Source organism: Tessaracoccus antarcticus, from assembly GCF_003688855.1.
Classification (GTDB): domain Bacteria; phylum Actinomycetota; class Actinomycetes; order Propionibacteriales; family Propionibacteriaceae; genus Arachnia; species Arachnia antarctica.
The window spans coordinates 1-24,426 of sequence record NZ_REFW01000006.1 but is presented as its reverse complement, the minus strand read 5'-3'; the positions used below and the strand labels follow the sequence as shown (position 1 = coordinate 24,426).

The 24,426-nt window shown below is 61.9% G+C and carries 19 protein-coding genes; 12 read left to right on the top strand and 7 right to left on the bottom strand.

Going from position 1 to position 24,426, the window contains the following annotated elements; genetic code table 11:
* Positions 1–36 precede the first annotated feature (36 nt).
* Positions 37–1,707 (bottom strand): ABC transporter substrate-binding protein, encoded by a 1,671-nt coding sequence (locus tag EAX62_RS15675; protein WP_121902678.1) that lies wholly within the window; start codon positions 1,705–1,707, stop codon positions 37–39.
* A gap of 639 nt (positions 1,708–2,346) precedes the next feature.
* Between EAX62_RS15675 and EAX62_RS15670 the strand changes: the two genes are divergently transcribed.
* Positions 2,347–3,708 carry an NAD(P)/FAD-dependent oxidoreductase gene (locus EAX62_RS15670; RefSeq protein WP_199711341.1) on the top strand — a complete coding sequence of 454 codons (1,362 nt, stop codon included), beginning with the start codon at positions 2,347–2,349 and terminating at the stop codon, positions 3,706–3,708.
* A gap of 104 nt (positions 3,709–3,812) precedes the next feature.
* On the opposite strand, the gene EAX62_RS15665 is transcribed toward EAX62_RS15670, so the two are convergent.
* Positions 3,813–4,076 carry an ATP-binding cassette domain-containing protein gene (locus EAX62_RS15665; RefSeq protein ID WP_325048841.1) on the bottom strand — a complete coding sequence of 88 codons (264 nt, stop codon included), beginning with the start codon at positions 4,074–4,076 and terminating at the stop codon, positions 3,813–3,815.
* A gap of 4 nt (positions 4,077–4,080) precedes the next feature.
* Positions 4,081–5,112, bottom strand: coding sequence for a zinc-dependent alcohol dehydrogenase family protein (locus tag EAX62_RS15660; RefSeq protein ID WP_121902677.1), 1,032 nt, complete (start codon positions 5,110–5,112; stop codon positions 4,081–4,083).
* Between the two features lie 141 nt (positions 5,113–5,253).
* On the opposite strand from EAX62_RS15660, the gene EAX62_RS15655 reads away from it, so the two are divergent.
* Together EAX62_RS15655 and EAX62_RS15650 are read left to right on the top strand one after the other, a co-directional pair.
* Complete coding sequence (locus tag EAX62_RS15655; protein WP_121902713.1) at positions 5,254–6,252, top strand: aldo/keto reductase; 999 nt, start codon at positions 5,254–5,256, stop codon at positions 6,250–6,252.
* A gap of 4 nt (positions 6,253–6,256) precedes the next feature.
* Positions 6,257–7,234, top strand: coding sequence for a LacI family DNA-binding transcriptional regulator (locus EAX62_RS15650; protein ID WP_121902676.1), 978 nt, complete (start codon positions 6,257–6,259; stop codon positions 7,232–7,234).
* Positions 7,235–7,291: 57 nt separating this feature from the next.
* On the opposite strand, the gene EAX62_RS15645 is transcribed toward EAX62_RS15650, so the two are convergent.
* The gene (locus tag EAX62_RS15645) at positions 7,292–9,223 is read right to left on the bottom strand and encodes a glycoside hydrolase family 127 protein (RefSeq protein ID WP_121902675.1); all 1,932 of its coding nucleotides are present in this window, start codon (positions 9,221–9,223) and stop codon (positions 7,292–7,294) included.
* Between the two features lie 188 nt (positions 9,224–9,411).
* On the opposite strand from EAX62_RS15645, the gene EAX62_RS15640 reads away from it, so the two are divergent.
* The 8 genes from EAX62_RS15640 (at position 9,412) to EAX62_RS15605 (ending at position 20,106) form a co-directional block, all read left to right on the top strand.
* Positions 9,412–10,425 carry a LacI family DNA-binding transcriptional regulator gene (locus tag EAX62_RS15640; RefSeq protein ID WP_121902674.1) on the top strand — a complete coding sequence of 338 codons (1,014 nt, stop codon included), beginning with the start codon at positions 9,412–9,414 and terminating at the stop codon, positions 10,423–10,425.
* A 407-nt stretch (positions 10,426–10,832) separates the two neighbouring features.
* The gene (locus EAX62_RS15635) at positions 10,833–12,092 is read left to right on the top strand and encodes an ABC transporter substrate-binding protein (RefSeq protein WP_121902673.1); all 1,260 of its coding nucleotides are present in this window, start codon (positions 10,833–10,835) and stop codon (positions 12,090–12,092) included.
* 15 nt (positions 12,093–12,107) lie between these two features.
* Complete coding sequence (locus EAX62_RS15630) at positions 12,108–13,106, top strand: carbohydrate ABC transporter permease (RefSeq protein WP_199711339.1); 999 nt, start codon at positions 12,108–12,110, stop codon at positions 13,104–13,106.
* 1 nt (position 13,107) lies between these two features.
* Positions 13,108–13,926, top strand: a complete 819-nt coding sequence (locus tag EAX62_RS15625) for a carbohydrate ABC transporter permease (RefSeq protein WP_121902672.1) — start codon at positions 13,108–13,110, stop codon at positions 13,924–13,926.
* A 191-nt stretch (positions 13,927–14,117) separates the two neighbouring features.
* Positions 14,118–16,172, top strand: coding sequence for a glycoside hydrolase family 31 protein (locus EAX62_RS15620; RefSeq protein ID WP_121902671.1), 2,055 nt, complete (start codon positions 14,118–14,120; stop codon positions 16,170–16,172).
* A gap of 475 nt (positions 16,173–16,647) precedes the next feature.
* Complete coding sequence (locus EAX62_RS17575) at positions 16,648–17,667, top strand: tyrosine-type recombinase/integrase (protein WP_407703345.1); 1,020 nt, start codon at positions 16,648–16,650, stop codon at positions 17,665–17,667.
* Positions 17,668–18,315: 648 nt separating this feature from the next.
* Complete coding sequence (locus EAX62_RS15610; RefSeq protein WP_158600707.1) at positions 18,316–18,798, top strand: GNAT family N-acetyltransferase; 483 nt, start codon at positions 18,316–18,318, stop codon at positions 18,796–18,798.
* A gap of 231 nt (positions 18,799–19,029) precedes the next feature.
* Positions 19,030–20,106 carry a YaaC family protein gene (locus EAX62_RS15605; RefSeq protein ID WP_147454142.1) on the top strand — a complete coding sequence of 359 codons (1,077 nt, stop codon included), beginning with the start codon at positions 19,030–19,032 and terminating at the stop codon, positions 20,104–20,106.
* A gap of 203 nt (positions 20,107–20,309) precedes the next feature.
* On the opposite strand, the gene EAX62_RS15600 is transcribed toward EAX62_RS15605, so the two are convergent.
* Positions 20,310–21,947 carry a DUF6119 family protein gene (locus tag EAX62_RS15600; RefSeq protein WP_121902668.1) on the bottom strand — a complete coding sequence of 546 codons (1,638 nt, stop codon included), beginning with the start codon at positions 21,945–21,947 and terminating at the stop codon, positions 20,310–20,312.
* 349 nt (positions 21,948–22,296) lie between these two features.
* Between EAX62_RS15600 and EAX62_RS15595 the strand changes: the two genes are divergently transcribed.
* Positions 22,297–22,815: an HNH endonuclease gene (locus tag EAX62_RS15595; RefSeq protein ID WP_121902667.1), complete on the top strand. Its 519-nt coding sequence runs from the start codon at positions 22,297–22,299 to the stop codon at positions 22,813–22,815.
* 323 nt (positions 22,816–23,138) lie between these two features.
* On the opposite strand, the gene EAX62_RS15590 is transcribed toward EAX62_RS15595, so the two are convergent.
* A complete protein-coding gene (locus tag EAX62_RS15590) occupies positions 23,139–24,188 on the bottom strand; it encodes an ArdC-like ssDNA-binding domain-containing protein (RefSeq protein ID WP_147454141.1) in 1,050 nt (349 codons plus the stop codon).
* Positions 24,185–24,367 (bottom strand): hypothetical protein, encoded by a 183-nt coding sequence (locus EAX62_RS15585; RefSeq protein WP_121902665.1) that lies wholly within the window; start codon positions 24,365–24,367, stop codon positions 24,185–24,187. The genes EAX62_RS15590 and EAX62_RS15585 overlap by 4 nt, the downstream gene beginning before the upstream one ends.
* Between the last annotated feature and the right edge of the window lie 59 nt (positions 24,368–24,426).

The following is a 24,426-nucleotide window of genomic DNA, read 5'->3' as shown; positions in this document are numbered from 1 at the left end:
TCCTTGACTGATGTGTTGCTGCCCGACCGGGTGCGATCAGCCCTTGCTGAGCGCTCCGTAGCGGAACTTGAAGGAAGCATCGAGGGTGTCCTCGGCGCCCTTCACGGAGGTTCCCACCACGGCAACCTGTGCTCCCTGCAGGTAGGGGACTGTGGAGAGGTCGGCGGCGACGTCGGCCTGGATCTCCTCGATGAGCGCCGTGCGGGCGTCCTTGTCGGGCGTGCTGGCCTGCTTCAGGATCTTGTCGTTGACTGCACTGTTGTCGTAGTGGTTCCCCAGGAAGTTCTTCGTGAGGAAGAACGGCGTCAGGTAGTTGTCGGCGTCGGAGTAGTCCGGGAACCAGCCCAACTGGAAGAGGGGATACACGTCGGAGGTGCGGTCCTTGGAGTACTGCACCCACTCGGTGGTCTGCAGGTCCACTGAGAACAGCTTGCTGGACTCCAGTTGGTCCTTGATCAGCGCGTACTCGTCACCCGAGGACGGCCCGTAGTGGTCGTTGGAGTACTGGAGCTTGAGCGCGACCGGGGTGGTGACGCCCGCATCCGCGAGCGCCTTGGTTGCCTTGTCGACGTCGGGGCCACCCGAACCGTCGCCGTACAGGTCCTTGAGGACCTCGGTGGCGCCGGTCAGGCCGGCAGGCACGTAGGAGTACAACGGGGTGTAAGTGCCCTTGTAGACCTGGTCCGAGATTTCCTTGCGGTTGATCACGTCCGCCACGGCCTGGCGCACGGCCAGGGCCTTGGCCGGGTCCGCCTCGGTGGTCTTCGTGCCGAAGGGCTGGGTGTCGAAATTGAAGACGATGTAGCGGATCTCGCCGCCGGGGCCATCGACGACCTTCACGGAATCGTTCTTCCGCAGGTCCGCGATGTCGGTGGCCGAGAGGCTCCGGAACGCGACGTCGATGTTGCCCTCCTGGATCTCCAGCTTGAGGTTGGAGGCCTCGGCGTAGTACTTGACGTTGACCTTGGCGCTCTTCGCCGGGCCCAACAGCCCCTGGTAGTCGGGGTTGGCCTCGTAGGAGACGAGATTGTTCTGGTCGAAGCTCGTGATGACGTAGGGTCCGGCGAACGCCTCGCCGGAGACGATGTCCGCGTCGGAGGTCAGCGCATCCGCAGCGAAGACTTCCTCGTCGACGATCGGGCCCGCGGGGCTGGAGAGGATCTGCGGGAAGACCTGGTCGTCCGGGGTCTTGAGGGTGAACACGACGGTGGTGTCGTCCGGGGCGGCGACGCTCGCCAGGTTGTACAGCAGTGAGCCGGGCCCGTTGCCGTCGTCGGCGCCGCTGGCGAAGATGGCGAGCTGACGGTCGAACGTGAACTTGACGTCGGAGGAGGTCAGGTCGTTGCCGTTGGCCCACTTCAGGCCCGGCTTCAGCGTGACCGTGTACTCCGTCGGGCCGGTGAACTCGGCGGAATCGGCGATGTCGGGCTCGACGTCGGGGCTGCCGTACGGGGTGTTCATCAGGAAGGGGAAGACCTGGTTCATGACGACGAACGAGCCGTTGTCGTACGAACCGGCGGGGTCGATCGTGGTGGTCTTGTCGGTGGTGCCGATGATGAGTGAGCCGGAGCTGCCCTTCGCGTTACCGTCGGGCGACTTGCCGTCGGAAGTGTTGGAGCCGGAGCAGGAGGCCAGCGCAAGGGCGGTGACGGTGAAGGCCGAGAGCACGAGCATCGTGCGACGTCGAGACCGTATCGGGGATGCCATGAAAGACCTCTTCTGTGTGTAAAAGGACGCGTGGACGGATCATTCCGGCGGGGAAGTGCGTCGAGCCCTTATGACAGCACAGGCAGGTCGGATTGGATAGGGCTAGTGGAGATACGTTACAAAGACGCAATGTGTGGAGTTCGTGAAGCGATCAACGTTGGGCTTCGGTGAGTGTCACCACTCATGATGCGGACGCCGTGATGCATGTGACTTCGTCCAATGAGTTCCAGCCGTCGCACACCACTCCTCGTTGCTGCGCCCTCATGAAAACGGCGTTGGTCGAAGAAATGATGAATGTCATTCCCTCATGAGGGGACAGGCAAGACGAAACGTCCCCCACATGTGTCGCGTGATCGACGTCACCGATTCTGGCCGTCGGTATCCAGCGACGGAATGTGCTCGGGGTGGCTGCGTCCACGTCATCCCCGTACCGGTCGGGGGTATTCTGCGGATTGAGCACTGGCAAGTGATAGCGGACGCCTTGTCTGGCGCGTATCGGTCCGTAGGTTGTGGGGAGGTCTCAAGCTTCTGGATGGGGTCGCTGACGCCTCGTCACCCACTGAGCGGAAAAGCGCGGAGACTCTGATCGCATCCGGGGATGTCCACGACTGACAAGCGTCTCAGCGATGGAAGAGGGCCATGATCACGGAGACCGGCACATCGGAGACTGTCGTCATTCTGGGCGCCAGTTTCGCGGGGCTGTTCGCGGCGGCGGCGTGCGCCGGTGCCGTTCGCCGTGTCATCGTGGTCGAGCGTGATCGCCTGTCCGTCCAGCCGGGACCTCGACCGGGAGTGCCGCAAGGCAACCAGCCCCACGTATTCCTTCACCGCGGCATGCTGGCACTGGAGGAGCTGCTCCCCGGTGTCGGTGCCGAGCTGGAAAGCTTGGGTGCCATCGCCATCGATACCGGCGACCTCGCGTGGCTCGCCGAAGCAGGGTGGTCGGACTACGGGCTCAAGGCGTTCACGGTGCTGTCGGTGACCCGGCCCTTGCTGGAGGACGTCGTCCGCCGCCGTGTGCGCGATTTGCCCGGCATCGAGATCCGCGATGGAGTCCGGGTGGTGGGCGTGCACCGCCACGGGGAGGCGCCGATGTGGAAGGTGAGCCTCGCCGATGGGAGCGTGTTGGAGGCAGGTCTCGTGGTCGACGCCTCCGGCCGCTCCTCGCGCTTGCCGATCTGGCTGAAGGACGAAGGTCTGGGGGACGTCCAGATCTCCGAGGTGGACGCCCACGTGGGGTATGCGACCCGCACCTATTCCGTGCCGCCGGACGCGGTGCGGCCCGCGGGCGTTGTCCTCCAACTGGCGCCTGCGATGCTCACTGGTGGCCTTGCGCTGCCCGTGGAGGGTGGGCGATGGCTTGTCACGGCGGTGGGAGTAGGTGACCAGCGTCCGCCGCGGGATCATGCCGGTTTCGAGCAATTTCTTGAAGGACTGACGGACCCCGCCGTGGCCGAGGTGGCGGAGGCCGGCGAACCCCACGGAGACGTGCATCTGCATCGCCAAACGGGCAACCGTCGGCACCACTACGAACGACTGCGTCGATGGCCTCCCGGCCTGCTGGTTGTGGGGGATGCGCTGTGCGCATTCAACCCCGTCTACGGCCAGGGCATCACGGTGGCGGCATGCCAGGCCGTGGTGCTGCGCGACAGCCTGAGAAGTGGTGCTAGCCCAATGGTTTTTCGTCGGCTGCAACGCCGCTTCGCGCGCGTCGCGGCCCTGCCGTGGGCCATCGCCACGGGACAGGATCTGCGCCTGCTCTCCTCCGAAGGCCGACAGTCGGCTGCCCAGATGCTGTTCGGAGCCTGGGCCGGCGAGGTCGGACGGCTGGCCGCACACGGTGACGCTCGTGCGACGCTGGCGATGGCTCGCGTCTACCACCTCATGGCGTCGCCGGTGGTGATGTTCCACCCGGCTTTGCTGCTTGCCAGCATCCGGACGCGCTGGCGGGGCGCCGGCCCGGCGAACCCCCGGCCACCTAGACGCCACGCACCTGCCTGAGCTCACCTACAGGCCCGCTGCAACCGTCGCAGCGTGTCCGCCGTGAACGGCAAATGTTCTGGGAACGACGGGGATGAACTCATGAGGCCTTGGTTGGACAATGCTCATGACACAAACCGTGCACGCGAAGACAAGAGGAGGACGCCCTCCAGCCAGATCTCGCCTCCAGGATCGGCTGAATAGATGCCCGTCAAGATCTTCATGAGGGTGGACTTGCCGGCGCCGTTCTCCCCGCACAGCCCCAGCACCTCACCCGCTTCCAGATCCAGGTCCACGTCCTGCAATGCCCTGACCCCCGGGAACGTCTTGCTGATGGTCTTCAGTTCCAGGAGTTTTGCCGTGCGTGGGCCGTCGTGTGCTGGGGACATGGTCCTAGTCCTTCCACACGATGGACACCTTGCCGGTCTGGGCCGCGTCGGCCGCAGCGTAAGCCTCGGCGACTTGCTCCAGCGGGAACGTCTCGGTGACGACCTGTTCGGGATGAAGATCCCAACGATCGAGCTGGCGCAGCAACTCGGCCATGTGTCCAGTGGAGGTGACCCAGGAACCGTGGATGGTCAGCTGCTTGTGGATGATCGCGTGGCTGACGTCGAGTCCATCAATGACTCCGCCTTCGCCGACCAGCGCGACACGTCCCCAGGGACGGGTGCCGTCGATGGTGGCGAGCTGACCCTGGCCACTTCCGGAGCAGTCGATGGCCGTGTCGGCGCCGCCGGGCATCAGCGTGGAGAGTTCGCCAGAGCCGGGGACGGTGGCGGCGTCAACGGCCCCGAGTTTGAGCGCCAACTCGCGGCGCGCCGCGCTCGGATCGACACCTACGACCAAGGGTGAGCCCAGCTTGCGTCCCATCAATCCAGCGGCCAGTCCGACCGGGCCGAGACCCGTGATGAGCAGGGAGTCATGGCCAGAGACGTCGATGCGGCGCAGCGCCTCGTAGGCCGTACCGAAACCGCAGGCGACGCAGGCGCCGTCGACGAAGGTCAGTGAGTCGGGCAGGACGAGACAATCGCGCTCGTCGGCGATCATGTAGGTGGCGTGGCCGCCGTCACGTTGCCATCCGTAGGCGGCGCGTTGCGGCGAAAGACACGAGATCTGGTATCCCTTGCGGCATTCGTCGCACTGGCCACAGCCGCTGATGTGGTAGACGACGACGCGGTCTCCGGCCTTGATTCGGCCGACGCCCCCGCCGATGGACTCCACGCGTCCGGCCGGCTCGTGGCCACCCACCACGCCTTGGTACGCCTCGGGGCCCGAGCCCAGGTGCTCACGGTAGATGGCGCGCAGATCGCTGCCACAGATGGTCGAGGCGCGCATCGCGATGCGGACCTGTCCGTAACCCGGCTCTGGGTCCGGTACTTCTTTGAGTTCCACTCGGCTGCCGCCGGGCAAATAGGCTGCGAACATCGGACGATCCTCCTTGATACGAAACGATTCGTGTTCACCGTACACACGTTTACAAGCGCTGGCAACAGGTTGCCTCGGTTTCAGTCTCAGGATAACGTTGATGAAAACGAATCGTTTCGCTTCAGGGAGGCAACTGTGAAGATGTGGGAGCGCACACTGCGAGACGGGACCCGGATCCCAGCCATAGGTATCGGAACGTTCGGATCCGACCGCTACTCCGCATCCGATGTGGCTGCGGGGGTGGAGACTGCCCTGCAGGTCGGATACCGGCTCGTTGACTGCGCCGCCATCTATGGAAACGAGGACGCCGTCGGAAGAACGCTCACCTCAGCTTTCTCGGGTGGGATGGCTCGGGACGAGGTCTTCGTTATGTCAAAGGTGTGGAACGATCACCATGCGCCGGACCGTGTTCGCGTGTCTGTGGAGCAGTCATTGACTGACCTGCAGCTCGACCACCTGGATGCCTGTTTCATCCACTGGCCGTTCCCCAACACACACGGTCAGCACGCGCGCGTTGAGGACCGGGACCCCGATGCACGGCCCTACGTCCATCCCGACTTCATGCGTTCCTGGGCTGCCCTTGAGGATTTGGTGGATGAAGGACTGGTTCGTCATGCAGGCCTGTCCAACGTCACAGTGCCCAAGCTCAAGCTCATTCTCCCTGAATGCCGGATCCAGCCGTCGCTGGCCGAAATGGAGCATCATCCGACGCTCCAGCAGGGAGAGCTCTTCCAGCATTTGGTAGACCACGACATCCAGGTGGTGGGCTACTCGCCGCTGGGGTCCCCGTCGAGACCGGAGCGGGACCGTACCGAGGATGACGTCGCCGACATGGACTCCCCTGCGGTCATCGAGATTGCTGAGCGCCGGGGCATTTCCCGTGCCCAGGTGTGTGTGGCGTGGGCGATCAATCGGGGAGCCGTACCCATCCCGTTTTCCGTGAAGGAACACCAATTGCGCGAGCTCTACGAAGCCACCTCGGTGCGGCTGACCCCCGGGGAGATGAACGCACTCCGCGGCTCGGACCGCAACAACCGACTTGTCAAGGGCCACGTCTTCCTGTGGGAGGGGGCCGACTCGTGGCTGGACCTGTGGGACGTTGACGGGACCATTCCGGGTTGGCAGGGATACGCTTCGTAAACACATGCCGACTTACAAAGACATCCAGCGCCTCACCGGTCTGTCGCTGTCGACCATCTCGAAGTACTTCAATGATCTTCCCGTGCGCGAGGCCAACCGTCTTGCCATCGAGGAGGCTTCGGCTGCGCTGGGATTTCGTCGCAACGCTTTCGCCAGGGGGCTTCGGACCAAACGCTCACGAGTCGTTGGCATTCTCCTCCCGGAGTTGGACAACGCCTTTCACATGTCCATCATCGCTGGGGTCGAGTCGGCGTTGTGGAAGGAGGGCGTGGGGATCCTCGTCCGCGCCGCGCATGACGACCTCGTGACGGGCATCGGGTCCCTTCGTGAACAGATGGTGGACGGCATCATTGCCGTACCCACCAATGCTGTGGACCCGGAGACCTTGACCACTGTGTTGGGGGACGTACCCCTGGTGCTGCTGGATCGCCGTATTGACGGCGTCGTCGCGGACACCGTCACCATCGACAACGAGGCCGCGGGCGCCAGGGCGGCCGAGTGTCTCTCGGCATTTGGGCACCGTAGCGTCGTAGCCCTTGTTGGGCCGGACTCCGTCTGGACCATGCGGGGCCGTGCACGCGGATTCGTCGACACCGGCGGTCATGGCGACGTCACAATCCTGACGACCACCAACCTCACGGTCGCCGCCGGACACCTGGCGATGGCTCAGGCGCTCGCGTCACGGCGACGCCCTACAGCGCTCTTCTGTGCCAACTACGAGCTCACGCTGGGTGCTCTTCTGGCAATCACCAACGCCGGCCTCAGCATCCCCGAGGACATCTCTTTCGTTGGCTTCGACGGTGAAGAGTTGGCGGAAATCACGAAACCTCGGCTGTGGATGATTGTGCAGCCCATCGAGGACTTGGCAGCCCGGACAGCAGAGCTCATGCTGGCGAGACTGGCAGGTGACACATCCCCCGCCCGGAAAGTGGTCCTGCCAACCAGACTTGTCCCGGGCGACTCGATCAGCCCGCCTGCATGACGCATGGCTCAGCCAGCGCCCTCAGTCTGTGTCCTGCCGACGGATCGGCGAGGGAGGTCAGGCCTCCACTTCCGCCGCCTCCTGCACGCGCGAGTAGCCAGTGCTGGCCGCCGATTGCGATAGTGGTAGGAAGATCCGCATCGCTGCTGGTCCGCGCTCGGCCCACTGGTGGTAGGGCACGAGGGCTACGTCCTCAGTGCTGACCGGTTCCACCGGTTGACTCCCCGAGTATGGCCACGCGGCGGGTGAGAGCGTGACACGTTGGAGTGCCACGTACACAGAATTGTCCCTCTCCGTGACGGCGACAGAGGCAAGATGCCCTTCTTCGAGGAGCCAGCCCGCCGGTAGGTCGTGTGACTCGAGTGCGAGTACCTCCGGCCCCTTTTCGAAGGCAACTGTGCCACGGACCGCGTCAATCCTTGGATCAGGGTATGTCGCGCGCACAGTCAGTGGAATCGTCAATGAGATGGATTGGCCCTTGCGGACGCCGACTGCGGCGACGTATTCGCCAGCGACGGTCGAAACCACGGTCCCGCCAGGGAGAGTCAGGGTTGCTCCATCTGCCCACGATGGCACCCGGATCCTGAGGGTGGTGCCAGCGGCGGGAGCCGTCTCGACTCGGATTGTCACCGAGCCGTGTTCGGGGTAACGGGTTTCGACAGACAACGCGACTGGGCCAGCACCTGTGTCGGCGTGGATACTCCCAGCGACGTACTGGTGGATCATCACGCCGTCCTCGACTGCGGTGGCTGCATAGGCGCCAAGGCTGGCCAACAAGCGTGCAACATTGGGCGGGCAGCAGGACACTTCGAACCATGGCTGTCGTTGCGCCGCACCCCCGCGGATGGCAACCCCCAAGGCGCTCGTCGCAGGTAGTTGGTCGGCAGAGCGCTGATGCAACGTGTTGGCGTAGAAGAACTTGGTGCCATCGGAGGAAAGGGCAGTCGCCACGACGTTGTACAACGTTCGCTCCATCAGGTCTGCATAGCGGGCCTCACCCGTTGCGAGCAGTAGACGCCATGACAGCATGATGGACGCCACGCCGGCGCAGGTTTCATAGTAGGAGCGGTCGGGGGGAAGTACGTAGTCCTCGCCGAACGCTTCGTCCATGTGGTGGGAGCCCATACCACCGGTGATGTATGTTCGGCGGGCTGTCGTGGCGTCCCATTGGCTGCGCATGATCGCGAGTAATCCAGTGTCGTTCTTCTCGACGGCGGCGTCCACAGCGCCAGCTGCAAGGTAGAGGGCTCTGACGGCATGCCCGTGCATGACTGTCGTTCGGCGCACGGAGATGGCGTCCTGCCAGTACCCTGCCCCGAGCTCCGTGACTGGAAGTGTTCCGGACCCCCGCCGGTCGATGAAAATCATCGCTTGGTCCAGGTAGCGTTCTTCGCCTGTGGTGCGGTACAACTCGACAAGCGCAGTCTCAATTCCCGGGTGTCCACACACCCGGTTCATCCCTTGACTGCCGAACATGATGCACACATGGTCAGCAGTGCGCCGGGCGACATCGAGCAATTCCGTTGAAGCCGTTGCCCGGTGGTGCGCTACTGCAGCGTGGATCAAATGTCCGAAGCAGTACAGCTCATGGCCCCATGCCATGTCGGAGTATCGCGGTTTCTGCCAAGGACGTCCGAACAGGGTGTGGAGGTAGCCGTCCGGTTCCTGCGCTGCCACGATCACCCCGACCAACTCGTCGACACGCGCCAGCATCCCTTCGTCGGGCGCTCGGACCAGATCCCAACACATCGCCTCAACGATTTTGTACACCTCGGAGTCCGCGAACTGATACCCAGCGTGATCAAACGGCTTCCCTGCGGCTGCATCACGCAAGTTGTCGACCCATCCGAGCCGCTCCATCCACTCCAGCGCATGCGGAATCAGTGCATCACGCATCAGCTGCTGACGTTTGCCCCAGAAACCGCCGTGGATCTTCACCTGTCGAATGCTGAGAGGGTGCGACGTTGAGCTCGACGGGACAGCGGGCATCGCTGTGTGGGGAGGTAGGTGGGCGTCTGAGGTGGTCGTCGTCGTCACGGCTTCGCTTCCCTTCGTCTGAGTCATGAAGCAGCCACTATATCTAAAGTTTTCGAAGCCGGTTTCGAAATGCTGTCATTGCGTCGCACACGGTGGGATCGACTTCGCTAGGATGATGCCGAATTGCCAAGGAGGCCGTGATGTCGACCGTAAGCGAACGCCCACCGAGTCTCGCGGATGTGGCGCGGGTGGCAGGGGTATCGCCCTCGACAGCTTCCAAAGCGCTGAACGACAGGACTGACGTCAAGAGGGCCACCAAAGAGCGGGTGGTGCGAATCGCCAGAGAATTGGGTTACTCGCCCAATCCTGTGGCACGCGCACTCAGCCAAGGGCCCACCGGCACTGTCGGTGTCGTGACAAGCGACCTGGAAGGCCGATTCGCGCTGCCAATGCTCATGGGTGTGGAGGACGCCTTGGGAGCTGATCGTGTACTGACATTCCTGTGCGACGCCCGTGGCGACGACATGCGGGAGGCGCGGCTGGTCCAAACACTGCTCGAACGCCGCGTCGACGGCATCATCATCGTTGGACGCCAACCCGATCCAAGGCCATCGCTCGGACGTCTGTCGGTCCCTGTCGTCTACGCGTACAGCGAGTCGGACGATCCACTCGATACGTCCATTACGGTTGATAACACGGACGTCGGCAGGCGCGCTGCAGAGCATCTCCTGTCGCTGGGTCGCACCCGAATTGCCCATATTTCCGGCGAACCTGACCACAGCGCCTCGGTTCGCCGACTGGAAGGGTTCCAAGCAGCCCTGGACGCTGCGAGCGTAGAGATGGCAGGGCCGCCTCTCTTCGGCAACTGGTCGGAAGGGTGGGGTCGAGCTGCGATGGGGCGAGCGCTGAGCGAAGCGCCGGACCTTGACGCGGTGTTCTGCGCCAGCGACCAAATTGCGCGAGGGGCCATCGATGCCCTCCATGACCGCGGCATAGGCATACCCGATCAGATCGCGGTGATCGGGGTGGACAACTGGCAGGTGCTTGCGGAGAATGCTCGCGTCCCGCTGTCCACCGTGGATCTGCAGCTGAAGCGACTGGGTCGCGTTGCCGCAGCGAGGTTGATGGCGGCAATGGCGGGACGCCCTGCCCCCGGCCTTGAGCAACTGGGCAGTCGTGTCTGCGCCAGGCAGTCGACCATCCCCCTTCGCTAGCGGTCGTTTCGACTAAAAGCTAGTATTTCGAACGCGCTTTCGGTAGCCTTGTCGCAACGCAAACCAGACAAGGAAGTCTCGCTATGCGGCCAGCTCACACAACCATGGAGAGACGCTCGGACGCTCGCGCTTCCCTGCCGCGATGGCACTGCTCCCACTCGAGTGCTGTCGGTGACCGGAATGCGCGGGGAAGGAACTCGTGGCCTCCACCGGGACCACCCTGACGAAGAAGTGGCTTCACGCCGAACACGTCCATCGGCCGTATCGGTGACTCCGGGGAGACAGCGCCCGCGTCGTGCAATTCATCCCCCGGCAGCACCTGCTGATCGCCACACGTGTACATGCAACCCAGGACGCAGGTCGAAACCGTTGTATCCGAAAATCCACAATGATGTGAAAGGACAACAATGAACCCCACACTGAAGAAGTCGGCGCTGCTGCTAGTCGCAGTCAGCGTCGCGACGACAGCCTCCGCGTGCGGCTCGTCGGACAAGCCGGCGGACAAGCCGTCGGAATCTTCGTCGAGCGTGTCGACGATCAGCTTCTGGGATCCATACCCTCAGTATGACGACAGCTCCGACTGGGGGATGTACGTGAAGGGGTGCGCACCAGAGGGTGCCACCATCAACCGCACATCTGCCCCCAACACCGACCTCATCAACAACCTGACCACCGCCGTGCGCGAGGACAACGCTCCCGATGTTGTGTTCCTGGACAATCCCGCAGTGCCGGAAGCCGCCGCATCGGGGTTGCTCGTTTCCCTCGACGAGGTGGGCATCGAGACGTCCGGCGCCGATGAGAACCTGGCTGGACCGGGCACCGTGGACGGCAAGACCTACGGCGTCCCGATCGGCGCCAACACACTCGGTCTGTACTACAACGAGACGATCCTCAAGGCTGCCGGGGTGGATCCAGCGGGAATCACCGACTGGGACAGCTTGAACAAGGCGTTGGAAAGTACTACCAGCGCCGGCCACAAGGGCATCACCTTCGCGGGGGTGCCAGGCGAGGAAGGTACTTTCCAGTTCCTCCCGTGGTTCTGGGGTGCCGGCGCAGATCTGAAACAACTTGACTCCCCTGAAGCAGTCGAGGCAGGGCAGTTGGTGTCGGACTGGATCGGCAAGGATTACGCACCGAAGTCGGCCATCACAGACAACCAGTCGGCGTCATGGGATCTGTTCCTGACCGGTGAGTACGCCTTTGCGGAGAACGGCTCGTGGTTCGCCAAGTCGGCGACCGACGAGAAGTTCCCCATCAAGATGATGCCCATCCCCGCCAAGGACGGCGGAGCGGCGCCCGTGCCCACCGGCGGCGAGTTCGGAGTGGTCCCGTTGCACAAGGACAACAGTGAGGGCCACTACGCAGCGGCCAAGTCCGTCATCGACTGCCTGCTCTCGACGGACAAGCAAGTGGACACCGACAACATGCTCGGCTACTTCACCGCCAACTCCGAGACACGCGCCAAGCAGATTGCGGCGGAACCGGTGTACAAGACGTGGGCCGATGCCATCAACAACGCCCAGGGCCGCACCACGGACCTGGGAACGGGCTACCTGCAGACCTCAGCCGCGCTCTCCAAGGCCGAGCAAGCCGCACTCAACGCCGCCGGGGACGCGGGCCAGGTCAAGGCCGCATTCACGACTGCCGCAGAAGAATCCCAAGGCTGAGTTCAGGGGTCGGACATGAACACGACCATGGGCAGAGACCCCCGGGCCGTGACCTCCTCGGCGCCTCGGCAGCGGACGGACTCTGCCCAGAAGAAGAAGGAGGAGGCAACCGGAGCGACGCCGCCGCGTCGCAGGCATCGACGTCAATGGGTGGGGCTGGCGTTCGTGGCGCCGCTGGTGACCTACCTGGTGCTGTTCTACGCCTTCCCGCTCGTGGAGAACGTGTCGATGAGTCTGCACCGCTTCACGCGGGCGACTTACGTGACGGGTGAGGCCCCGTTCGTCGGGGCGGAGATCTACCGCGAGGTACTGACCGCCCCGCAGTTTTTGCCGACGGTGTGGCAGACGGCGTTCTTCGTTGTCGCATCGCTGGTGCTGCAGTACGCAATCGGACTGGCCCTCGCCGTGTTCTTCCACCGCAACTTCCCATTGTCCGTGGTACTGCGCGGACTCTTCCTGGTCCCGTGGTTGGTGCCCATCATCGTCTCAGCCACGACGTGGCAGTGGATGATGGACGCCGATGTGGGCATCCTGAACCGCATCCTGGGTGTCTTCGGTGTCGACCCCGTCTGGTGGCTGGGCGCCGAGAACGCGCTGTGGGCGGTGACCATCGCCAACATATGGCTCGGGATCCCGTTCAACCTCGTCATTTTGTACTCAGGGCTGCAGAACATTTCAGCCGACCTGTACGAGGCAGCGGCCCTCGACGGTGCCGGGGCATGGCGCCTGTTCTGGTCCATCACCTTTCCCCTGCTTCGCCCCGTCAGCGCCATCACGCTTCTGTTGGGCTTCGTCTACACCCTCAAGGTGGTCGACATCATCTGGATCATGACCACGGGGACGGGTAGGTCCCAGACGTTGGCGACGTGGGCCTACGGCATGGCGTTCGGCAAGGGAACCTCAGCCGTCATCCAGTACTCGCAGGCGTCGGTGGTCGGCACGATTCTTTTGGTCATCGCCCTCTTCATGGGAGTGGTGTACCTCGTGGTGCAGCGCAGCGAGAGGGTTGCCTGACATGGAGGCCACATCGAGGACCTGGTGGAAGACAATCGTTGGCGTCATACTCACCGCGGTGATGCTGTTCCCGCTGTACTGGATGGTCAACGTATCCCTGACGCAGCGCAACGCCATCCGAGCGGGGGACCTGTTCCCCACAGCATTCACCCTCGCCAACTACCAGGTGGTGCTCCGGGATCAGTTGCCCTACCTGGGCACGAGCTTGCTGGTAGGGCTCGGCACCGTGGCTCTCACCCTGGTCATATCGGCGCCAGCGGGATACGCCATCTCGTCGCTGTTCATCCCGGGCCGTCGAGTACTCAACTTCTGTCTCATCGTTGCCCAAATGATCCCGGCGGTGGTCATGGCCCTGGGGTTCTACACCGTCTACATCAAGCTCGGGATCCTCGACACGATCCCCGGGCTCATCCTCGCGGACTCGACCATCGCGGTCCCTTTCGCTGTCATGTTGTTCTCCGCATTCATGTCCGGCATCTCCCGGGATCTCCTGAACGCGGCGGCCGTCGACGGTGCCAACACATGGGTGACCTTCACCCGGATCGTCCTTCCCATCTCCCGCAACTCCGCTGTCACCGTTGCGCTGTTCGCCTTCTTGTGGGCTTGGTCGGACTTCATCTTCGCCTCGACCCTCAACCGTGAGGGCGGCAAGCTTCGGCCCATCACCATGGGGCTGTACGACTACATCGGTTCCCAGAACCAGGAATGGGGCGCCCTCATGGCGACCGCAGTGGTGGCCTCCATACCCACCGCCGTCCTGCTCGTCGTCGCACAACGCTACGTGGCCGCCGGCGTCACCGCCGGCGCCGTCAAGGACTGACAAGGAGCCCCGATTGACACGTCGCCATCCACGGCTCGGCCACCAATCTTTGGTGACGCACACTCACGGTGCGAACCACTGGCATCCGGGCCGGATCACACCCCTTGAGCCGTACCTTTTGTCGGCGACCGAGCAACGTTCACATTTGTGCAGTCAAGTTCGAGATCAACCTGCTGGATCGGAGAGCGAACATGAGACCTTTTATTGAGACCGCGACAGGCCTGCAATGGACGGGCCAGGGGGAGACGCTCCTGGTGGAACCATGGGGGAGTGATGCGGTCAGGGTTCGAAGCCGCATCAAAGGAGACATTGAGTCCCCGAATTGGGCCTTGCTCGATCCGGGCACTCCACGCTTCGATGTTCGTTTCGTTGACGACAGCGCCGAGCTGACCGTTGGCAGACTGCGCGTGATCCTGACGGAGACCAGCTACTGGGACCACCGGAACCAGTACCACGTCTGCCATTGCCACATCCGATTCGAGAACTCCGCCGGAAAGCTTCTGTTCGAGGAACGCGCACGGGGTGGCTCACTGGATTTGGAAGCGCGGGACTTCACACCGCTCACCGGGGACGGATTCAGCCTGACGCTTTCTCTGGATACGCCGCCGGAGGAGGCAATCTGGGGCATGGGGCAGTACCAGAACGACATCGGCGACCTCAAGGGAGCATCGATAGAACTGGCACACCGCAACTCACAGGCAAGTGTCCCGTTCTTCATCTCCAGTGCGGGATATGGTCTGTTGTGGCACAACCCGGCCATCGGCAGGGCCACATTCGGCCGCAACGGAACCCAGTTCGAGGCCAAGTCCACCCACCAGCTGGACTATTGGGTGGTGGCGGGTGAGTCTCCTGCCGAACTTGTGGCTGCGTACGCGGACGCGACGGGGCATCCACCCGTCATGCCGGAGTACGGACTCGGCATCTGGCAATGCAAGCTCCGATACTGGAACCAACAACAACTCCTCGACGTCGCTCGCGAATATCAACGTCGCGGTCTCCCGCTCGACGTCATTGTCGCCGACTTCTTCCACTGGCCGAAATTGGGCGACTACCGTTTCGAGGACGAGTTCTGGCCGGACCCTGCTGCGATGACCAAAGAGCTCTCCAGCATGGGTGTGGAGCTCATGGTGTCCGTGTGGCCCCAGGTGTCCCACGAGTCGGAGAACTTCGTCGAGCTGAACAAGAAAAACATGCTGGTCAGGGCAGAACGCGGGCCCCAGGTGCACATGGCATTCCAAGGTCCGAGCATGTTCCTCGATGTTACCTACCCAGCCGCGCGCCAGTGGCTGTGGGACATCCTCAAGCGCAACTACGCCGACATAGGGGTGAAGTTGTTCTGGTTGGACGAGGCCGAGCCGGAGTACGGCTCGTACCATTTCGACAACTACCGCTACCACGCAGGCCCGAATCTGTCCGTTGGAAATCTCTACCCCCAGCACTACGCCAAGGCGGTGTACGACGGTCAGATCGCTTCAGGACAGCACCAGGTCGTCAATCTCCTGCGCTGCGCATGGGCTGGCTCCCAGCGATACGGCGCCTTGGTGTGGTCGGGCGACATCGACTCGACCTTCACAGCGCTGCGGGAGCAGGTGGTGGCAGGGATCCACATGGGTGTCGCAGGCATCCCCTGGTGGACCACGGACATCGGGGGCTTCCACGACGGTCACGTCGAGGACGAGTCCTTCCGCGAGCTCCTGATCCGGTGGATGCAGTTCGGAGTGTTCTGCCCCGTCATGAGGTTGCACGGGGACCGCAAGCCTTCGGAGACGGTAGCGACCGCCGACGGCGAAATCCGACTCCCCAGCGGAGCTGCGAACGAACCGTGGAGCTACGGTGCAACGGTCTACGACCTCGTGCGACCGCTGCTCCACCTTCGAGAGGCGTTGCGCGACTACGTCCGACTGCTGATGCGCCAGGCGCATGAGCGAGGACTCCCTCTCATCCGCGGCCTGTTCTTCGAGTTTCCCGAGGACAGGACGTGCTGGACCATCCAAGACAGCTACATGTTTGGGCCAGACCTCTTGCTGGCGCCGGTGATGCGATTGGGTGCACGGACACGCGAGCTCTACTTGCCTGAAGGCGCGCGCTGGCGTGACGCCTGGAGCGGGGATATTCATGAAGGCGGACAGACGATCACGGTTCCAGCTCCGCTGCATCAAATTCCGACCTTTATCCGTGACGGTGAAACCAGCGAAGAACTGGACGGAGCGCTCTCCTGGTTCGCTTCTCAGCGGACACGCAATTGAACCCGAATACGTGTCGAGCGGACTCGCCAGAGACATGCCTACCCTTGGGTCCCAACAGGTGGCGGGCAGGTCATGACGCTGCCACCGTCATGGTCGGGGCGACAGTACTCGAAGTTGTGTACAGGGTGCTGCCCAGCCTGGCCTTGACATGGGCTTTTGCTGATAACAAGGGTCTGACAACTAGTTTTGGTATTTAGATCGCATGCCTGGCATGGACTCAGGTGTACTCTAAAGCGCAGTGCATCTGGCACGAATCTGGCACGAGGAGGCAACAGTGGACGAGATTGTTGCCTGGACCGAGAATAACTCGTCCGTCCGCGGCGGGGGTAACCGACGCGGGACGCGCGCAAACTTTGGCAGCGTGCGCAAGCTACCGTCGAGGCGATATCAAGCGCGCTTCGCCGGGCCAGACGGCGATGAGCATCGCGCTCCAACCACATTCGAAACCAAGGCAGATGCTCTTGCGTGGTTGGCGATGCAATCCGCCGCGATAACCGAGCGCCGCTGGAAGCCTGCACCGGCAGACGAGCCCCCAGAGCTGCCAATGTTCCGAGACTATGCAGCCGGCTGGCTCGAGCGCAGAGAACTGAAGCCTCGCACGCGGAACGAGTACGGCAAGCTGCTTGGGCTGACGCAGGAGGGTCCGATTAACAGTCGCAGACCTAGGTCGGCAACTACGCTGTTGAGTGCTTTCGGAGATACGAGGCTGGACGCGATCACCGCGAAGGATGTTCGGACGTGGCATCAACGTATGGGCGCGGGGACACCGACACGTCGGGCCCACCTGTACGCCTTATTGCGCACAATCCTGGGCAGCGCCGTTGAAGAAGAACTGATCTTGAGCAATCCGTGTCAAGTTAAAGGAGCTGGCAAGGCCAAGCGTGCACGGAGGATCGAACCAGCGAGCCTGGCAGAACTCGCAACCATCGTCGACAGTGTCCCGGAGCGATGGAGAATGCTCGTCACGTTGTCTGCATGGTGCGCCCTACGCTTCGGCGAGGCCACCGAGCTACGTCGCAAAGACGTAGCCGCAGACGGCACGGTATTGAGGGTACGGCGTGGTGTCACTTGGGTCGCGGGTCAAGCTATCGTTGGGCCACCAAAATCCGAGGCTGGGTCACGAGACGTGACAATCCCCCCTCACCTAGTCGAACCGCTAAGGAAGCATGTCGCGGCCTGGGCCGAGCCTGGCCTCAATGGCTTGATCTTCCCCGCAGTGGGAGGAGGACACCTAAACCACGGAACCTTCCATAAGCACTACCGCAGAGCCAGAGACGCCGCTGGACGATCTGACCTGCGACTCCATGATCTACGCCACACCGGCGCGGTGTTCGCGGCCCAAGCGGGCGCGACCACGCGTGAACTGATGGATCGGCTCGGGCATTCAACAGCAGAAATGGCGATGCGATACCAACACGTCGCTGACGGACGGCAAGTCGAGATCGCACGCCGACTCTCGCAGTTCGCAGCACATATCGACGAGAGAAGTAGTTAGCTTGCGTGTCGTTGAACCGAATGGCGGTCCGTACGAAAGAGTCATCGAAAGACTCGTTGGAGTCCTCCCAGGGCGAGGTCAGAGTGCGTTGCGGATGCGGTAGCACCGAATCTGTGCATCGCCTAGTGTTGCTTCGGGCAGCTTCGGGCAGCTTCGGGCAGCTTCGGGCAGCTCCGGGGCAACTTGAGCCTTCACTCGGCGGAATGATCCATGGTTCGCAGAGGGAAGGCTTTGGTCGACCCTCTGAATGGTTGTTATCGCCAACACCAGCGGCAGGAGTGGGCGCCTAGCAATGCGTGATGCTGGAACACGTTGACCAAACTGCACGCCAAACGCGGCAGAAGCGTGCGTTTCGGTGACGGGTTACTCGTGGCGGGTCCACCCGAGAAGATATGCGCGACGCGGCGTTTGGGGAGCACCTCATGCAAGTCGACGCTGGCTGCTGACGCGGCGTAGCTTGTGAGATGCAGCTCGCGGGTCGCTCCCTGACTTGTTGTACTTCGACGATCAGGTCCAAGGGTTATGGACCCCCATCACTGGCGACGCCCGGGATACTGGCGACTTGCGGTGCGGATTCAGACTCTGCCATCGAAAGCCGCTCTGCACCACACCAATAACTTTCCTTCACCCATCGCTCATACTTGGGCGATGGACATTACCTTCCGTCCGGCCTTGGCAGCGGATACGCCGTTCTTGACCGAGATGCTGGCGGCAGCCGCCTCCTGGCGTCCCGAGGGCCCGACCGCGTCGATCGATACCGTGTCCAACACACTGGCATTGGCACGCTACGTCTCAGATTGGCCACAGTCGGGTGACCTCGGGGTGATAGCCGAGATCGAGGAGCCGATCGGTGCGGCGTGGCTGCGATATTTCACCGACATGGACCCGAGCTATGGGTTCATCGACGCCGCCACTCCGGAACTGTCGATGGGTGTCGTGGCTCGGTGTCGGAGCCGTGGTGTGGGCCGCCGCTTGCTGCAGGTGCTGCTGTCCGCGGCGCGCTCCCAGGGCATTCAGGCCGTCAGCCTGAGCGTCGATCCCGACAACTACGCCCGCCAGCTCTATCAAGGCCTCGGCTTCGAATCAGTTTGTCAACCCACAAGCTCCATCACCATGCGGCTACAACTGTAATAATCACCCTCGCCAGCGGACTGTTACTGAACCCGACGCGGCATGAGCGAGCGTTCGTGGCGTGCTAGCAGCACCAGCGTTACGCAGCCCTCAACTGCGCGATCGAGATACCCGACCAACAGATCCGTGTGACGTGAGCTCGTGCACTTGCAGCTTGTTCTGGGATCAGAGACAAAGTGCTATGGAGCTGTGTGTCGGGGCGTGAATCCCGTGGCGTCTACGCTCGGCCTCATGCCGACGACGTATTACGAGATGGGCCTGATGACCGCTGCGGAATCCTGGCGAGCAATACGCACGCTCAGAGCGGAACCGCATGAGTCCCTTGATCACGTACTGGGCACCGAAAGCGCGCGGCGCCGTGAGTTTCACATGGCCCTCGAGCAAGCGCAGCAACAGTTCGCTGCTGCAGAACGCATCGGCTATGAGAGCCGCCCCCTCAACCTCTTCTACGGATTGTCCCAAGCTGGGCGGGCCATAGCCGCCGGCTCCCACGCGCTCGGCGGGAATACCGGTAGACAGTGGCAAGCGATGGGCCACGGACTTAAGTACGACGTCGCCATCCCACGCGGTGTCTGGGGAACTCCCATCCGGCAGGACGGGGGGTCACGATCCCTCTTCGCAACCGTTTCGCTGGTGGTGGACTCGCCGCTCGATTTCAAGGAGGTCCAGTTCGGCGCGGCTGTCAATCAACTACTTGACTACACCATGGCCTTTCGTGAGCCCGAAGAGTACGCACGTCCGATCACAGATGTAAGCGTATCCATCGGGAACTCGTTGTCGTTTCCCGTCGAAATTCCAGTTCCTATGCCGTGGTTGGAAGCCGGGCAACCAACACCTCCTGCCGACTTGCGCAAGTTCGTCGCGCAGTATCCCGCACTTCAGGAACTCGAGATCGCGGTCGATGCCGACGGGAATGACCGCTGGAATCCCACGGACGGCTACTTCGTCGCGCTCGTGAACAGCCCTGAGCAATTGAAGATCAGCCGAACTGGTGTCCGGCACTATCTCGAAGATGACCCTAGGCAGCCGCGTCATCTCCAGAGAACAAGCTACTACCGACGCGTGCCCGTCCTGCTTCCTCGGGCGGGTGAGAGCGCGGCTTCTCTTCATCCGCTCATGTCGTGGTGGACTGTCCTTTTCGCACTCTCGATGCTTGCTCGTTACGCTCCCAGCAAGTGGACCGAGACTCTCGCCCTCAGTGAGCACCGATACGCATCGAGAATAGAGTTCCTCCTCGACTCTGCGCTCGATGCCGTCCCCGAGCTTCTGTGGCAAGCGCTGTCAGAGATCAACGAAGGGTCACTCTGAGGTTCCGACAGGTCGAGCACTCTAGAGCAGCGCTATTGTGCGCTCGGAAGATTCGGGACTCGCAGCTGTGATGAGCAAGCACTCCTCGACCCCGCCGTTGCGGATCGCGGCAAATGCGTGCGTTCGACTACAACGATCGGGAGGGGCATGGCTATCCGCGTCAAGGCCGCCATCGCACCTATCCAGGATATTGGTGAACTCGGTCAAAGCTTGGGCGTTTGTTCCTTAGCCCTCCGCTTCTTCCTGCGACCAGCTCGATCGGTTTTGTCCTGAACAAACTGTACCGTGGCACTGATGCCCATCGCCCGCAGGTTCCGCAGGGCGCGGCGAAGGGAAATCCTGGAGAAGATGGGCAGGCCCTCGGACTTGAGGTCAGTGGTGCGCTTGTGTGTGACGATGACAAATGACACGGAACAGCGACCTTTACTGATCGCCTCAGTAACCCTGCTTGATGCGTCCTCATCGGTCCTGTCTTGAAGGAGTGCATTAAGGCGAGACACAGCTTCATCTTCGGTGCGGAGCATTTGCATAGAATTGACGCCCTGATTAAAAAGGTGACTCAAGGTGTCGGAGCTAGTACCCACTTTGACATGTAGAAGTTCTGGGAGTTCGTCATCGGATATCCGGAGTAAATCGCAGGGCTCTAAAGAAGTCTGCCCCTTCATACTGATATTAGTTTGATCTAGGCAGACCATTCCGGGAAGGCAACCAACGTCCTCATTATAAGCTGCCTCTCCGCTATGATCATAGGGAGGCAAATGAGTTGCAATCCAGAATGGGTCAAGATAATCTCGAAGCTGGTCCACCAACGCATCTGCAACTCGATACCAGGTTCCGTCACTGAGGTGGTAGGAGTAGCCGTCCTTTTCCAACGACGCTTCGAACACCAGGCTCTTATAGATTGACCATTTCCGTCTCGGTTGCTCATTTCCGTCGAGAAGGATGAGCGCATGTCGCCTTAAGTCCTCAGACGACATCCGAGTCGATGAAAGCCCATGGCTCGTGAGATATTCTCGATAGTGTTTGATGTAAACATCCTCGAACACCTCACATGGGCCCGCTCCCGAAAAGGAAACGTATGACTCATCACTGTAGTCGAGGACGTCAGGGACGGTGAGAGTGATCTTTGCGCTGGTGTCAAATAGTGCAGGGATGACTTGCTGGTCCAGCTGTGTAAGGGTATCCGGGTCGGTAACCGGACGAATCTGAGCCACCTCGGGGAATGTGGCCAAGTATGCGTCGGATCCCCCCAATGTTATTACCTTGGACAGGACTTCAGTGAGCCCTGCAAAATCGGCCGGCGTTGAAAGCCGGAGACTGGTCGCGCCTGTTACGCTTCGAACCAAGTCCTGATACTCCGCCTTCGCCTTTCCGGTGATGCTTTTAAGCACCGAGCTATCTCCGCTATAGCTAAGAAGAGAAAGATCTCCATCAAACGGTATCTGAGTGCGGCGGCGCTGTGACGATTCAGGGTCGAGCGTGTCGGTGCTCTTCAGCTTTGCCGGATCTACTGCATTCAGAACTACCTTGGTCCCAAATTCGTGATCGAATGCTTCGTCCCTGATTAGGTGGTGGCCATAGCCGAATGCAAGAGCAACAATCCTCTCTTGGATTGGAATGAAGATTACGGCGGAGCTACTCTGCACGGCGAGGTCTGAGTCTAGCTCGAAGTAGTCTCGCCACCAAGGCTGCTTGGCAGCGCCTTGGAAAACGAACGCCCTCGTGCCCGATGGGGCCGAATTCGCCGCCGCTACTTCTTGGTAAGTGTGACTTTCTTCTACGGCGCTGTCGATCGGCATTCCATTTTTGAGTAGGTAGACCGAAATTGACCTCGTTGCCATGCATGACCTCCAGTCGGTTCTAGCGCAGACTAGCGAAGTTATGTACCGAGTGTTCGAGGCGCGAAAAGCAGGGAACCGAAACTATGGCCTCGGCCAACGCCCCGAAGAGTGGTGGCAGTAGGTGACTGCTTGGAACAGACCCTTCACACGACGGATCCAAGAACCCCGGTGGCGACGTGTGCGCTGGCGTCGGAGCTGCGCGGCAAGGTAGTGCGTTCAGATGACGTCTGCTGGCACCTCAAGTGAATCGCGAAGGTTCCCGTGAGTAGACGCCCACCATGCTCGCGTCAGATTGTGACGGTACTTTGCGTTCGCTCGCGAGACCTTTGAGTCGTGAGAGAATCGGACTATGGGCGATCCTGACGACATGCCAGTGCGCAAGCGACCGACGATTACACCGAAGACACGGTTGCGGATCTTCGGGCGAGATAACTTCAAATGCACCGTCTGTGGAGCGTCCCCGGCACTCGACACCGCTGTCAGCCTGGAGATTGATCACCACGTGCCGTTCTCACTTGGCGGTGCCGACGAGGACGGGAACTACCGCACCCTTTGTCGTCGGTGCAATCGCGGTAAGGGCAATGACGAGGTACTAAACAAGGCCGTCGACAGCGATCTACTTAACTGGCTCAGCAGAGTGAACCCCGAAATTTTGGAGGCGATGGCTCGAGACGGTGAGGCGGTAGCGGTCGCCAACGCGGAGGAGTTTGCAGAGATTCAGAAGCTCAACCGGGTGTTCGATGGCTACGAGATCACTCTGATACCGAACACGATTATCGGGTTTCACGCTGGCTATAACTTGGGCATCTACACGCTCGAAGATAACGGCGGGCCGAAGACGAACTTCCGCATCGCCCCGCGTGGATAGGCCTGAAGTATGGCGTCATCGTCAGTATCCGAAGGAACCGGGCGGTAGCGCCAGACCTGCTGCGCACCACTCCGAATCGGCGATCCCACCACATCCGTCAGCGACTTCGTTCTCTCTTTGAACATCCGCAGATCGGCATGTCCGGTTGATTGCTTCCGTCAGGACCTCCCTCCGGCTCTCAGGTGAGTGGTCATCCGCGCTCCGGCTAAGGGCCGTGTCGTCCGGTGCCAGAGATACCAGGTGCCCTTCGGAGCGTGGTGGGGTGTGGCCTTGTGCCGTGGCACGGCGGTCCGCAGGTCGGCACGCAACTTGATTGTCAATGGTCAGGGTGTGCGGGCGGCTGAGTGTGTCGGCGAGTGATTCAGTTCGTGTAAACCCCGCGCTCGGTGGGTGAGCGTTGGGTTCTCTAGCTGGGTGGTGTCGTGGTTCACCGCGTCTGCCAGCGTGGTGACCGGGTGTGTTTGGGGGTGGTGGCGGTAGTCGAGGTAGCGGGTGGTGGCGTCGCGGACTCGCGTGGCGGTGGCGGTCAGGATCTCCAAGGGGGTGGTTTTTGTTTCTTTGGCGGCGGAGGCGGTCCATCCGGCGAGGTAGTGGAAGGAGTCGGGGGTGGAGTCCAGACCCCAGTCGTTGTTGACGAGCCAGGCGAAGGATTCGGCTTCTACTTCCACTAGCCCCCTGCAAGCGATGGTTGTCCGCTGCTCTGCGGTGTCGGGGTCGGGGTCGTGCATGGTGGCGTGTCCTACCTCGTGGGCGAGCACGGATGCTGCGTGGGCGGGGTCGAAGCCGTGGAGGATGGTGATGTCTCGTCTCAGGAAGTGGGTGAGTCCTTCGGCTGGGCAGTCGCCGATGTGGACGGTGAATCCCAGTTGGGAGGCGTAGTGTTCCAGGTTGTTCCACATCCCCTCTGGTGCCTGTCCTTGCAGAAGCGTGTGCGGCTCGGTGTCGGGGTGGGGCAGGGGTGGGCCATCGGTTTGGGAGATGTCGAAGACGGTGGCTGGTTTCACTCCGACGATTCCTCTGAGTTGTGTGCCTTTGGCATCGAGTAGGGGCTGCCCATCAGGAGTGTGGCGGGGTGCGGTGACGGGGGCCAGGATGCTGATTCCTTTTTCGCCTTTGCGGACCTGGTGACCAGTTGCTTTCCAGGTCCGGTAGCCGGCGACCTGTGTGGCTGAGGGGTTCTGGATTGCGATGAGGATCTGGTTGTTCAACGAGTAGGTGTGGAAGTGGTGAGCGACTTTGAGCCAGGTCATCCAGCCGGTTGCTTCCATCAGCTGTTGTAGCCCGTCGGCTAGTTGTCCTTGCAGCGCGGTGAGCTTCTCCTGCCGTTGGGCGGCCCATTTGTCCTTATCCTGGGGTGTGGGTGGCCGGGTCATGACAGCTTGGCCCTCAACTCGGTGGCGTAGGCCAGGAGGGTCTTGATCTCGGTGGTGTCTGGTCGCTGCTGGTGGAGCTCATCGATATGCAGCAGGACGTCCTCCAGCAGGACGAGGAGATCGGTGTCTGGTTCCGTGTGGTCGGGGTTGGGGTCGGGGGTGGTGTGTGGTTGGTTCATACCCAGGTATGGCCCGGTGGATGCTCCCGGTGGCGCACACCATGCTTCGACACGCGGGA